Origin of the sequence: Streptomyces coacervatus (genome assembly GCF_029223485.1) — a bacterium.
Classification (GTDB): Bacteria; Actinomycetota; Actinomycetes; order Streptomycetales; family Streptomycetaceae; genus Streptomyces; species Streptomyces coacervatus.
Genome location: NZ_JARHTP010000022.1, coordinates 37,472 through 50,416 on the forward strand (window position 1 = coordinate 37,472; position 12,945 = coordinate 50,416).

Annotated in this window: 10 protein-coding genes; 1 reads left to right on the forward strand and 9 read right to left on the reverse strand. The window is 70.0% G+C overall.

The features are described 5' to 3' along the window. Window positions 1-12 precede the first annotated feature (12 nt). From P2Q00_RS40835 to P2Q00_RS40845, 3 genes are all read right to left on the reverse strand, one after another. Window positions 13-585 (reverse strand): GNAT family N-acetyltransferase, encoded by a 573-nt coding sequence (locus tag P2Q00_RS40835; protein WP_275779633.1) that lies wholly within the window; start codon window positions 583-585, stop codon window positions 13-15. Beyond that, the gene (locus tag P2Q00_RS40840; protein WP_275779635.1) at window positions 563-2,806 is read right to left on the reverse strand and encodes an MMPL family transporter; all 2,244 of its coding nucleotides are present in this window, start codon (window positions 2,804-2,806) and stop codon (window positions 563-565) included. The genes P2Q00_RS40835 and P2Q00_RS40840 overlap by 23 nt, the downstream gene beginning before the upstream one ends. Window positions 2,807-3,009: 203 nt before the next feature. Further along, window positions 3,010-3,297 (reverse strand): hypothetical protein, encoded by a 288-nt coding sequence (locus P2Q00_RS40845; protein WP_275779637.1) that lies wholly within the window; start codon window positions 3,295-3,297, stop codon window positions 3,010-3,012. Window positions 3,298-3,483: 186 nt separating this feature from the next. Here P2Q00_RS40845 and P2Q00_RS40850 point away from each other — a divergent pair, with 186 nt between their 5' ends. After that, window positions 3,484-4,281 (forward strand): SAM-dependent methyltransferase, encoded by a 798-nt coding sequence (locus P2Q00_RS40850; protein ID WP_275779639.1) that lies wholly within the window; start codon window positions 3,484-3,486, stop codon window positions 4,279-4,281. A gap of 54 nt (window positions 4,282-4,335) precedes the next feature. On the opposite strand, the gene gatB is transcribed toward P2Q00_RS40850, so the two are convergent. From gatB to ligA, 6 genes are all read right to left on the reverse strand, one after another. Further along, window positions 4,336-5,850: an Asp-tRNA(Asn)/Glu-tRNA(Gln) amidotransferase subunit GatB gene (gene gatB, locus P2Q00_RS40855; RefSeq protein ID WP_275779641.1), complete on the reverse strand. Its 1,515-nt coding sequence runs from the start codon at window positions 5,848-5,850 to the stop codon at window positions 4,336-4,338. 15 nt (window positions 5,851-5,865) lie between these two features. Continuing rightward, window positions 5,866-6,108, reverse strand: coding sequence for a hypothetical protein (locus P2Q00_RS40860; protein ID WP_030942833.1), 243 nt, complete (start codon window positions 6,106-6,108; stop codon window positions 5,866-5,868). After that, a complete protein-coding gene (gatA, locus tag P2Q00_RS40865; protein ID WP_275779644.1) occupies window positions 6,105-7,607 on the reverse strand; it encodes an Asp-tRNA(Asn)/Glu-tRNA(Gln) amidotransferase subunit GatA in 1,503 nt (500 codons plus the stop codon). The genes P2Q00_RS40860 and gatA overlap by 4 nt, the downstream gene beginning before the upstream one ends. 5 nt (window positions 7,608-7,612) lie before the next feature. Further along, on the reverse strand, window positions 7,613-7,909 hold the full coding sequence (gene gatC / locus P2Q00_RS40870) for an Asp-tRNA(Asn)/Glu-tRNA(Gln) amidotransferase subunit GatC (RefSeq protein ID WP_007384860.1): 297 nt from the start codon (window positions 7,907-7,909) through the stop codon (window positions 7,613-7,615). A 337-nt stretch (window positions 7,910-8,246) separates the two neighbouring features. Next, on the reverse strand, window positions 8,247-10,490 hold the full coding sequence (locus P2Q00_RS40875) for a putative bifunctional diguanylate cyclase/phosphodiesterase (protein ID WP_275779654.1): 2,244 nt from the start codon (window positions 10,488-10,490) through the stop codon (window positions 8,247-8,249). A gap of 260 nt (window positions 10,491-10,750) precedes the next feature. Then, the gene (gene ligA / locus P2Q00_RS40880; RefSeq protein WP_275779656.1) at window positions 10,751-12,943 is read right to left on the reverse strand and encodes an NAD-dependent DNA ligase LigA; all 2,193 of its coding nucleotides are present in this window, start codon (window positions 12,941-12,943) and stop codon (window positions 10,751-10,753) included. Window positions 12,944-12,945 lie beyond the last annotated feature (2 nt).

The window sequence follows — 12,945 nt, forward strand, 5'->3', positions numbered from 1 at the left end:
CTGAGAGACGTCTTAATGATCGTTCTGCGCGGCACGCGCGCGTGCTTCACGCGATTCGGGGGCGAGGATCGACCACACCTCCAGGTCGTGCCGTACGCCACCATAGGGGTGCGCCTCCCGCCGTACCCCATCGCGGGTCATGCCCAGGCGCCGGGCGACGTTCAGGCTCGGTGTGTTGCCCGCGGCGGCGACCCACTCGATGCGGTGGATGCCGCGTTCCTCGACCGCCCAGTCGATGAGCACCCGCATGGCCCGGGTGATCAGCCCGCGGCCCGTCGCGGCGGGCTCCAGCCAGCAGCCGACCTCGGCGTTGCCGCTCTCCGCGTCGAAGTTCAGCGTGAGCACACCGCCCACGAGCTTTCCGTCCAGCCAGATGCCGTGCAGCGAGGCGGTGTCGGCGGCGCGCATGTCTGCGTACCGCTGGAGCGCCTCCCGCGCGGAGGGCACGTCGACGGCCTTGGAGCCGAACGCGATGAACTGCCCGATGAACTCCCGTCCGCGCTCCAGATGCGCCAGGAACTCCTCGGCGTGCCAGGGCTCCAGGGGACGCAGTTCGGCATCGTCACCCAGAGGTATCGCGTACATCCTCTTCCCGCCCCTTCGCCAGTACGTCCGCCACCTCGGCGTCCGTCGCAGCGGCCAGCCTTTCATGGGCGGCGCGGGCCTCGGGCGGTTCGATGCTGATGCGGGGCAGGCGCTGGTCGAGCCATCGAGGGAGCCACCAGTTGGCGCCGCCGAGCATGTGCATGAGGGCCGGCACGAGCAGGGTGCGCAGCACAAAGGCGTCGAGGGCGACGGCGGAGGCGAGCGCGATGCCGAACATGGCGATCACACGGTCGCCGCTGAGCACGAAGGCGAGGAAGACCGAGATCATGATGACCGCGGCGGAGTTGATCACCCGGCTGGTCTCGGCGAGGCCGACCCGGACGGCGCGCCGGTTGTCGCCGGTCTCCAGCCACTCCTCGTACATCCGGCTGACCAGGAAGACCTGGTAGTCCATGGAGAGCCCGAAGAGAACGGACACCATGATCACGGGGAGGAAGGGCTCGATCGGCCCGGCCCGGCCGAGGCCCAGCAGCTCGCTGCCCCAGCCCCACTGAAAGATCACAACGACGACGCCGAAGGCGGCGGCGACGGCCGCGACATTCATCGCGGCGGCCTTCACCGGGATACCGATGGACCGGAACGCGAGCAGCAGGAGCAGACAGCCGAGGCCGATGACGACGCCCACGAACAGGGGCAGCTTGCCGACGATGACGTCGGCGAAGTCGTCGTAGCTGGCGGTCACACCGCCGACCTTCAGGTCGAGCGTGGTGCCGGTCTCGGCGCGTGGCAGCACCTCGGTGCGCAGCCGGTCGACCAGGTCGCTGGTCTTCTGCGACTGGGGCGCCGACTCCGGGACGATCGTGAAGTACGCCGTGTCACTGGCGCCGTTGTACGTCACCGGGGTCACCGACGCGACGCCCTCGGTGGTGCGGATGGTGGCGTCGAGGTTGTCGAGGGTGAGCTTGTCCTCGGCGCCGTCGACGCGCGTCACCACCGTCAGCGGGCCGTTGACGCCGGGCCCGAAGCCGTCGGCGAGAAGGTCGTACGCCTGCCTCGTGGTCGACGTCTTGGGGTCGTTGCCCTGGTCTGAGGTGCCCAGGTGCAGAGAGAGCGTGGGCAGCGCCAGGACGGCCATGACGACCAGGGCGACGATGCCGAGCACCTTGGGATGGCGCTCCACGAACGCCGACCAGCGGTGGGCGAACCCGGTCGGCAGCTCGGGCTGCGGCCCGTGCTCCTCCAGATGGCGCCGCTCGCGCCGGCTCAGGGCGCGCGGGCCGATGAAGGACAGCAGGGCGGGGAGCAGGGTGACGGATGCGGCGACCGTCAGGACGACGGTCAGGGAGGCGGCGATCGCCACACCGTTGAGGAAGCTGAGCCTGAGGATCAGCATCCCCAGCAGGGCGATGCAAACCGTGGCACCTGCGAAGACCACGGCGCGTCCCGTAGTGGCTACGGCATTGGTGACCGCTTCGTTGACGGACAGTCCGCGTTTGAGTCCGCGCCGGTGTCTGGTCACGATGAACAGCGCATAGTCGATGCCTACGCCGAGTCCGATCAGCATGCCGAGCATGGGCGCGAAGTCGGCGACGGTCATGGCGTGCCCGAGCAGCACGATCGCGCCGTACGCGGTCCCGACGCTCACCAGCGCGGTCGCGATGGGCAGCGTCGAGGCGGCGAGCGAGCCGAAGGCGAGGAACAGGACGACGGCGGCGACGATCACGCCGACCACCTCGGCCAGGTGCCCGCCCGAGGACTCGGTGAGCCCGACGGCGCTGCCGCCCAGCTCCACCTGGAGCCCGTCGGCCCGGGCCGCCTCGGCCGCCTTGACGACGGCCTCGGCCTGGGGCTTCTTGATGTCCTCGGCCCGGTCATCGAAGGTGACCGTGGCGTACGCCGTGTGCCCGTCGGCGCTGATCCGGCCCGCGCCCTGACCGTCGTAAGGACTGACGACGGAGGCCACTCCGGGCAGGTCCGCGATCTTGTCCAGGGTCTCGGTCATCGTCTGTTCGACGTCGGCGGCGCGGACGGTGCCGGACGTGGTGTGCCAGACAACGGTGTCGCCGTCGCCGCCGGATCCCGGGAAGCCGTTCTGCAGCAGCTGCATGGCCCGGCCGGACTCGGTGCCGGGAGCCTCGTAGTTGTTCGAGTACGCCGAGCCGGTGACGGCGGCGGCCGCGCTCACCCCGCCGAAGGCGAGGAGCCACAGCAGTACCGCGACAAGGCGGTGCCGAACACACCAGCGTGCAAGGGCTGCCACGAACGAGCTCCCGGAGGATGATTTGTGGATCTTTGACCGGGAACAGTCGTGAAACTGTCGTTCACAAGATGAACAGCCCGCAAAGAACGCATGAGCAATGCGAAGACCACTCTTGCAGGCAGAAGTGATCATTTATGCCGTTCGTGGGTTTGTTCACACGAATGGGAGGCAGATCACAGGACAGTAACGACAACTCTGTCACCTCAGTCGAACTGGTCCCCCAGCGCCATCACCATCGCCCCGATGATCAGCAGCCACAGTGCCCGGCGGGTGTGCCCCCGCGAGCCCAGCACGGAGGCCAGTGCGCAGACGGCGGCCCCGAAGGCGTAGGCGGCGGGCACCATCGCCGGAGCGGATCCGGAGGCTCGCAGCACGGAGGCGGCCAGGCCCGCGAGGGCCAGCAGCGCTCCGGTCCCGGCCGCAGTCCAGCGGGCCCGGCGCGCGTCCACGACATCCGTGTCCGGTATCTCGGAATCAACGCGTCCGTCCATGGCGGGCGAGCGTAGCGCCTCCCGCTCAGAAACCGGGTGCGGGGCGTCCACGGCAGTTGTTACCGTCCGCCCGTCAGCCGTCCCCGGCTCCTCGCCGATGACCGAAGCGGGTGCATTGTTTGAAGGTCCGACCGAGCTCCTACGCATCTCCTTCCACTACGAAGATCCCAAGGAGCCCGTTCACCGATGTCCGACATCAGGACCACGAACGACGACCTGACTGACCGCCTGACCCACCCCGACCACCCCCGCAGCAGCCGCTACGACGCCCGCTGGACCGTCGAGAACCAGATGGGCCCGAACGCCCTGTGGCTGCTGGAGTGGCTGGCCCCCGCGCTCGGCCTGGCGGAGCTGCGCCCCGGCGCCCGCGTCCTCGACCTGGGCTGCGGCCGCGCAATGACGTCCGTCTTCCTGGCCAGGGAGTACGACGTCCAGGTCACCGCGGCCGACCTGTGGGTGAAACCCGACGAGAACGCCGTACGGATCGCGGAGGCGGGCGTCGCCGACCGGGTGCTGCCCGTGCACGCCGAGGCACACGACCTGCCCTTCGGCGAGAGCACCTTCGACGCGATCGTGTCCGTCGACGCCTATCAGTACTTCGGCACCAGCGACCTCTATCTGCCCACGCTGACACGGCTGTTGAAGCCGGGCGGGCGGATCGGGATCGTCGTACCTGCACTTCGCGAGGAACCGGCGGGCACCGAGCCGCCGGAGCATCTCAGGCCCTGGTGGGAGCCCGACTTCTGGTGCTTCCACTCCCCCGGCTGGTGGCGGCGCCACTGGACCCGCAGCGGGGCCGTCGAGGTCGAGGCGGCCGACTGGCAGCCGGACGGCTGGCGGGACTGGCTGCTGTGGTGCGAGGTGGTCGCCGAGGAGAGCCCGGAGGAGTTCCATCGCACGATGGCCCGCCGGGTCGGCGAAATGGTGCGGGCGGACGAGGGCCGCGCGCTGGGATTCGTACGGGTCGTGGGGCGCCGTAAGTAAGCATGCATACGGCCCCGGAGGGCATCCCTCCGGGGCCGTACCGCGTACTGGGGCTCAGCCCTCGCTGACGCCCAGCTTCTCCAGGATCAGCTCCTTGACGCGGGCCGCGTCCGCCTGACCCCGGGTTGCCTTCATGACCGCGCCGACCAGGGCGCCGGCCGCGGCCACCTTGCCGCCGCGGATCTTGTCGGCGATGCCCGGGTTGCCGGCGATGGCCTCGTCGACCGCCGTGCCCAGCGCCGAGTCGTCGGAGACGACCTTCAGACCGCGCTTGTCGACGACCTCGTCCGGGGTGCCCTCGCCCGCGAGAACGCCTTCGATGACCTGGCGGGCCAGCTTGTCGTTCAGGTCACCGGAGTTGACCAGCGCGGTGACCCGGGCGACCTGCTCCGGCGTGATCGCCAGCTCGTCGAGCGAGGTGCCCGACTCGTTGGCGCTGCGCGCCAGTTCGCCCATCCACCACTTGCGGGCGGAGGCGGCGTCGGCACCGGCGTCGATCGTGGCGACGATCGGGTCCAGCGCACCGGCGTTGAGGATCGCCTGCATGTCGGTGGCGGAGATGCCCCACTCGGCGAGCAGCCGGGTGCGGCGGGCCAGCGGCATCTCGGGGAGCGCCGCCCGGATCTCCTCGACCCACTCGCGCGAGGGTGCCACCGGCACCAGGTCCGGCTCGGGGAAGTACCGGTAGTCCTCGGCCTCTTCCTTCACGCGGCCGGAGGTCGTCGACCCCGTGTCCTCGTGGAAGTGCCGGGTCTCCTGGATGATCTTGCCGCCGCTGTTCAGCACGGCCGCGTGCCGCTGGATCTCGAAGCGGGCCGCACGCTCCACGGACCGCAGCGAGTTGACGTTCTTGGTCTCGGAACGGGTGCCGAACTTCTCGGTGCCGTTCGGGCGCAGCGACAGGTTCACGTCGCAGCGCATCTGGCCCATCTCCATACGGGCTTCCGACACACCGAGCGCCTTGATCAGCTCGCGCAGCTCACGGACGTACGTCCGGGCGACCTCGGGAGCACGCTCGCCCGCACCCTCGATCGGCTTGGTGACGATCTCGATGAGCGGGATGCCGGCCCGGTTGTAGTCGAGCAGGGAGTGGGACGCGCCGTGGATACGGCCGGTGGCGCCGCCGACATGCGTCGACTTGCCGGTGTCCTCCTCCATGTGGGCGCGCTCGATCTCCACACGGAAGGTCTCGCCGTCCTCCAGCTGTACGTCGAGGTAGCCGTTGAAGGCGATCGGCTCGTCGTACTGGGAGGTCTGGAAGTTCTTCGGCATGTCCGGATAGAAGTAGTTCTTCCGGGCAAAACGGCACCACTCGGCGATCTCGCAGTTCAGCGCGAGACCGATCTTGATCGCCGACTCGATGCCGATCGCGTTGACGACCGGGAGCGCGCCGGGCAGGCCGAGGCAGGTGGGGCAGGTCTGGGTGTTCGGCTCGGCGCCCAGCGTCGTCGAACAGCCGCAGAACATCTTGGTCTTGGTGCCGAGTTCGACATGGACCTCGAGGCCCATGACGGGGTCGTAGGACGCCAGCGCGTCCTCGTACGACTCCAGGTCGGTCGTGGTGGTCACGGTGAAACTTCCCTCTCAGCCCAGCAGGACGTCGTCGTCGCCCAGCCGCTTCAGCTCGCGGTACAGGATGGCGAGGCCGGTGACGATGCCGACGGCGGCCACCGTCGCGTCGATCAGCCGCAGCGTGTCCTGTTCGGCCTTGGCCTTCTTGATCCGCTTGGCGACACCGAACGCGCCGAAGGCGGTGGTGGCGATGGACACGTACGTACCGGACTTGGACTTCTTGAAGTCCTTGGCCTTGGTCAGTGCCTTGGTCACAGCGACGGAGCCTCCTCGAGGAGCGGGTGGCCCCACCTTTCCACGAAGGCGGCCTCGACGGCTGCGCCGACCTTGTAGAGACGGTCGTCCTTCAGCGCCGGGGCGATGATCTGCAGTCCGACCGGGAGGTTGTCCTCCGGGGCCAGACCGCAGGGCAGCGACATGGCCGCGTTGCCCGCCAGGTTGGTCGGGATGGTGCAGAGGTCGTTGAGGTACATCGCCAGCGGGTCGTCGATGCGCTCGCCGATCGCGAAGGCGGTCGTCGGGGTCGTCGGCGAGACGATCACGTCGACCTGCTCGAAGGCCTTCTCGAAGTCGCGCGTGATGAGCGTGCGGACCTTCTGCGCGGAGCCGTAATAGGCGTCGTAGTAGCCGCTCGACAGGGCGTAGGTGCCGAGGATGATGCGGCGCTTGACCTCGGGGCCGAAGCCGGCCTCGCGGGTGATCGACGTGACCTCCTCGGCGGAGTGCGAACCGTCGTCGCCGGTCCGCAGGCCGTAGCGCAGGCCGTCGAAGCGGGCGAGGTTGGAGGAGCACTCCGAGGGCGCGATCAGGTAGTACGCGGACAGTGCGAGGTCGAAGCTCGGACAGTCCAGCTCGACGATCTCGGCGCCCAGTTCCTTCAGCAGCGCGACCGACTCGTCGAACCGCTGGATGACGCCGGCCTGGTAGCCCTCACCGCGGAACTGCTTGACGACGCCGACGCGCATGCCCTCGACGCTGCCGTTGCGGGCGGCCTCGACGACCGGCGGGACCGGCGCGTCGATGGACGTGGAGTCCAGCGGGTCGTGCCCGGCGATGACCTCGTGCAGCAGCGCCGCGTCCAGGACCGTACGGGCGCAGGGTCCGCCCTGGTCGAGGGAGGAGGAGAAGGCGACCATGCCGTAACGGGAGACGGCACCGTACGTCGGCTTCACGCCCACCGTGCCGGTGACGGCGGCCGGCTGGCGGATGGAGCCGCCGGTGTCGGTGCCGATGGCGAGCGGCGCCTGGAAGGAGGCGAGGGCCGCGGAGGAGCCGCCGCCGGAGCCGCCGGGGATCCTGGTGAGGTCCCAGGGGTTGCCGGTCGGCCCGTACGCGCTGTTCTCGGTGGAGGACCCCATGGCGAACTCGTCCATGTTGGTCTTGCCGAGGATGACGACGTCAGCGGCCTTGAGCCGCTTGGTGAGGGTGGCGTCGTACGGCGGAATCCACCCCTCCAGGATCTTCGAACCGACGGTCGTCGGAACGCCCTCGGTGGTGAAGATGTCCTTGAGCGCGAGAGGGACGCCGGCCAGCGGACCGAGCTTCTCGCCCCGCTCCCGCTTCTCGTCGACGGCACGGGCCTGGGCCAGCGCGCCCTCGCGGTCGACGTGCAGGAAGGCGTGCACCTTCTCGTCGACGGCCTCGATACGGGCCAGATGGGCCTCGGCGACCTGGACGGCCGTGAGCTCGCCCGAGGCGATCTTCGCGGCGGTCTCGGCCGCGGTGAGCTTGATGATGTTGACGTGGTCCGTCATGGCGATTAGTCCTCCCCCAGGATCTGCGGCACCTTGAAACGCTGCTGCTCCTGGGCCGGGGCGCCGGAGAGCGCCTGCTCGGGGGTGAGCGACGGACGGACCTCGTCCGCCCGCATGACGTTCGTCAGCGGGAGCGGGTGCGAGGTCGGCGGTACGTCTTGGTCGGCGACCTCGCTGACGCGGGCCACCGCGCCGATGATGTCGTCCAGCTGTCCCGCGAAGTGTTCGAGCTCTTCGGGCTTCAGCTCCAGACGCGCCAGCCGGGCGAGGTGGGCGACCTCCTCGCGCGTGATGCCAGGCATGCAGCGTTCCTCTGGGGTGAGTGTGTGATTTGGGCCTACGACAGGTCCTAATCCTATGGGGCAGGGCCGGGTGGCCGTGAAACGGTTTCCCGGACCCTGCGCCCATCAGGGCCGCGGCGAGTCAGCGGCGCCCGTCCCAGGCCTCGCTCCTCAGGAAGTGGTTGTCGCTGATCGGGCATTTCACGGCGGGGTGAGTGGCGCTTCGCCGGAGATGCCGCGGTGGGCCGTCGATCGTCTGCAGCGACGTCGTGGCCGGTCGCGCCCACGCGGCGGAGCCGCATGTCGATACAGGGTGGCCCGGGTGACCGGGCAACCCACACAGGCGGCGTCCGGTGGGCTACTCGTCGGTCGCCGCCGCCGGCAGGGCCGCACGAGGTCGTTGCCATCCCCGCGAACCCCGCGCCCGCAGCCACGCCGTCGTCTCGTCGGCCGGCATTGCCGCGGCCACCAGCCATCCCTGTACGGCGTCGCAGCCCAGGTCGCGCAGCCGTTCCCAGGTCTCGTCGTCCTCGACGCCCTCGGCGACGACGAGCAGGCCCAGGGAATGGGCGAGGTCGACCGTGCAGCGGACGATCTCCGCGTCCTCCGCGTCGACGGCCAGCCGGGCCACGAAGGAGCGGTCGATCTTCAGCTCGCTGACCGGAAGCCGCCGCAGATGCACCAGGGAGGAGTAGCCGGTGCCGAAGTCGTCGAGTGACATCTTGACGCCGTGCCCGGTCAGGCCGGCCAGTGTGTCGGCGGCACGCTGCGGGTCCTCGAGGAGGACGTGTTCCGTTATCTCCAGTTGGAGCGCTCCCGCCGGGACCCCGTGCCGGGCGAGCCGCGCGGCGACGGAGCCCGCGAAACCGGGGGTGTGGACGTCACGCGGCGAGACGTTGACCGCGACCGGCACATGCAGGCCCTGGGCCCGCCACCGGGCCACCTGAGCGAGCGCCGTCTCCAGTACGTACTCCGTGAGATGGGGCATCAGCCCCGACGACTCGGCGATCGCTATGAACTCGTCCGGCGGCACCTTCCCGCGCTCGGGATGCGCCCACCGGACCAGGGCCTCCAAGCCGACGACCTGTCCGTCGAAGCGGACCTTGGGCTGGTAGTGGAGGTGCACCTCGTGCGCGTCCAGCGCCCGGCGCAGATCACCCAGCAGTCCGAGCCGGTCCGGGGTGTTGGAGTCCCGCTTGGACTCGTACACCTCGACGCCCGTACGGTCCCGCTTCGCCTGGTACATCGCCACGTCTGCCCGCCGCAGCAGCCCCTCGGCGTCCAGCGCATGGTCCGGGAAGACGGCGACGCCCGCACTGGCCTCCAGGACGAGGGTGAGCCCGTCGAGGTCAAGCGGGGAGCTGAGCGCGGCGACGAGGCCCCGGGCGACCCGGGTCGCGGAGGTCGTGGAGTCGGCGACCGGCAGTAAAACGGCGAACTCGTCACCGCCGAGCCGGGCGGCCTCCGCTCCGCGCGGCAGGGCGAGGCGCAGCCGGTCGGCTATCTGCAGAAGCAGCCGGTCACCGGCAAGATGCCCCAGGGTGTCGTTGACCGAGCGGAAGCGGTCCAGGTCGATCAGCATCAGGGCGGCGCGGGCGCCGATGCGTTCGGCGTCGTCCAGCGCGGTCCAGATGCGCTCCAGCAGCCACTGCCGGTTGGGCAGCCCGGTGAGCGGGTCGCGCAGCTGCTCCTCGGCCCGGGCGCGGGCTATCCACAGGGTGGAGTCGAGGGCGATCAGCGGGATGGCGAACAGCGGCAGCAGCACCGGCTGGGCGACGGCGACCACACAGACCAGCGGGGCGATGCCGAGCAGCGCGACCGCGACCAGGCCCTGTCTGACCAGGGCGGTGCGGGCGACGGTGGGCAGGCCGCCGCGCGGGGCGTGCAGATACCAGAGCAGGGTGCGGGTGACCAGGAGGTACGCGGTGGCGACCAGCACCACCTCGGGGGCGGTGTAGAGGGTCCAGGAGTCAGGGATCCAGGGCGTCTCCACGGACGGCACACGTCCGAAGGCGCCGAGCACCAGGGCTCCGGCCCCGATGCCGAGGATGTCCACCGAGCCGTGCAGCACGCCCTGGCGCCAGCGGTTGCGGCGGGCTATGCCGACCAGCACGACGACGGTGAGGCTGACCATTCCGGCCGGCACCCAGCCGTACAGCATCAGGACGGCGAGGGTGAGGGCGGCGCCGGAGCCGGTGCCGCCCCACCAGCGGGAGCGGCCGAGCATGACCAGGTGGCCGACGATGATGCCGGTCAGCACGGCCAGGGCCCAGCCGACGGCGCCGGCTGGGAAGAGCGCATGGGTCCCGGTGAACCCCCGGTAGAAGCCCGCGCCGAGGACGAAGGCGGCCGCCGCGACGACCGCTGCGGGCAGCGCGGGCCAGGACAGGTGCCGTTCGTGTTCGGGGTCCGTCAGTCCGGGAGGGTGGTCGACCGTGAGGTGCGGGGCGCGCCCGTCCGTCACGGTGTACTGTCCGGTGGCGCGCCCCTCCGCACCCGGACGCTCCGAACGCCGCCCGGCCCACCGGCTCGCCCGCCATGCGCCGGTCACCCGGCGCAGGCGCAGCCGTGAGTCAGGGGCGGCGCTCTCGGTCGGTTCCATTCCCGTCCCTCTCACAGCCGGCGGTGCCCACGCCACGCGGCCCGATGCCCGACATCCATCAACGGCGCCGCGTTTGGAAAACCCTTCCCCTTGCTCGTCAAGAGCAAGGGGTTGCCCCAACCGCAGCTGGGCACGGCAGGTGCACACCTCAACAGTAGGCCGCAGAAGGCTTCCACGGGCAGCGGTCGTAGACGGTTGCCCGAATGCACCCCGGCCACCCGTATGCATCTGGTATGCGCCGATCAGGTGGTCTTCAATCGCTATTCCGCTGTGGGAAGCGCAACTTCGGCCGCCGCGTCCGGTCCCTGTTCGAGTAGGACGTTGAAGCCCTCCTCGTTCAGAACAGGCACCTTGAGCTGCATCGCCTTGTCGTGCTTCGACCCGGGATTGTCACCCACCACGACGAAAGACGTCTTCTTCGAAACAGACCCGGTCACTTTCGCCCCGCGGCTCTGCAGTGCCTCCTTGGCGCCGTCGCGGGTGAAGTGTTCGAGGGTGCCGGTGACCACGACGGTCAGTCCTTCGAGCGGGCGCGGGCCCTCGTCCTCGCCCGAGCCCTCCTCCTCCATGCGGACGCCGGCGGCCCGCCACTTGCGGAGGATCTCCTGGTGCCACTCCTCGGCGAACCATTCCTTGAGGGAGGCGGCGATGATCTCGCCGACACCGTCGGTGTTCGCCAGCGCCTCCTCCGTGGCCTGCTCGATGCGCTCGATCGACCGGAATTCGCGGGCCAGCGCCTCGGCGGCGACCGGTCCGACATGACGGATCGACAGCCCGGTGAGGATGCGGGCGAGCGGGCGCTCCTTGGCCGCGGCGATGTTCTCCAGCATGGCAACCGCGTTCTTCTTCGGCTCGCCCAGCTGGTTGGCGAAGACCGTGGCGACCTTCTCCTCGCCGGTCTTCGGGTCGCGCTTGGGCAGGCCGCTGTCCTGGTCTAGGACGTACGCCTTGATGGGGAGCAGTTGCTCGACGGTGAGGTCGAAGAGGTCGCCCTCGTCGGTCAGCGGCGGTTCGGCCGGCTCCAGCGGCTTGGTGAGGGCCGCGGCGGCGACGTATCCGAAGTGCTCGATGTCCAGCGCCTTGCGGCCGGCCAGGTAGAACAGCCGCTCGCGCAACTGGGCGGGGCAGGTGCGGGCGTTGGGGCAGCGCAGGTCGACGTCGCCCTCCTTCATCGGCCTGAGGGCCGTGCCGCACTCGGGGCACTCGGCCGGCATCACGAACTCGCGCTCGCTGCCGTCGCGCAGGTCGGCGACGGGGCCGAGGATCTCCGGGATGACGTCACCGGCCTTGCGCAGCACCACCGTGTCGCCGATGAGGACGCCCTTGGCCTTGACGACGTCCTGGTTGTGCAGCGTGGCGAACTCGACCTCCGAGCCGGCCACCGTGACCGGCTCGACCTGCGCGTACGGAGTGACCCGGCCCGTACGGCCCACGCCCACCCGGATGTTGATGAGCTTGGTGTTGACCTCCTCCGGCGCGTACTTGTACGCGATCGCCCAGCGCGGTGCGCGGGAGGTGGAGCCGAGGCGTCCCTGGAGCGGGATCTCGTCGAGTTTGACGACGGCGCCGTCGATCTCGTGCTCCACGGAGTGGCGGTTCTCGCCGTAGTAGGCGATGAACTCGCGTACGCCGTCGAGGTCGTCGACCACTCTGTTGTGCTTGGCGGTGGGCAGGCCCCAGGTCTTCAGCAGGTCGTAGGCCTGGGAGAGGCGGGTCATGCCCTCGAAGCCCTCCAGGGCGCCGATGCCGTGGACGACCATGTGGAGGGGGCGGGTGGCGGTGACGCGCGGGTCCTTCTGGCGCAGCGAACCGGCCGCCGCGTTGCGCGGGTTGGCGAAGGGCTTGTCGCCAGCCTCGACCAGGCGGGCGTTGAGCTCCTCGAACTTCTCCATCGGGAAGTAGACCTCGCCGCGGATCTCCACGAGGTCGGGGACGCGGTCGCCGCTCAGCCTGTCCGGAATCTCCGCGATCGTACGGACATTGGGGGTGATGTCCTCGCCCGTACGTCCGTCGCCGCGCGTCGCCGCGCGCGTGAGGCGGCCGCGCTCGTAGGTGAGGTTGACGGCGAGGCCGTCGACCTTGAGCTCGCACAGGAGGTGGTAGCCGGGCCCGCCGACGTCCTTGGCGACGCGCTCGGCCCAGGCGGCCAGTTCCTCGTCGCTGAAGGCGTTGTCGAGGGAGAGCATGCGTGAGCGGTGCTCGACGGAGGTGAACTCCGTCTCGTACGCACCCGCGACCTTCTGGGTCGGCGAGTCGGGTGTGCGCAGCTCGGGGTGGTCCTCCTCCAGCGCCTCCAGGGAACGCAGGAGCTTGTCGAACTCCGCGTCGCTGACGACCGGAGCGTCGTTCACGTAGTACCGGAAGCGGTGCTCCTCGATCTGCTCAGCGAGCTTCGCGTGCTGCTCCCGTGCCTCGGCGGGCACCGTCGTCTCCGCTTGCTTGTCGCCGGCCACCG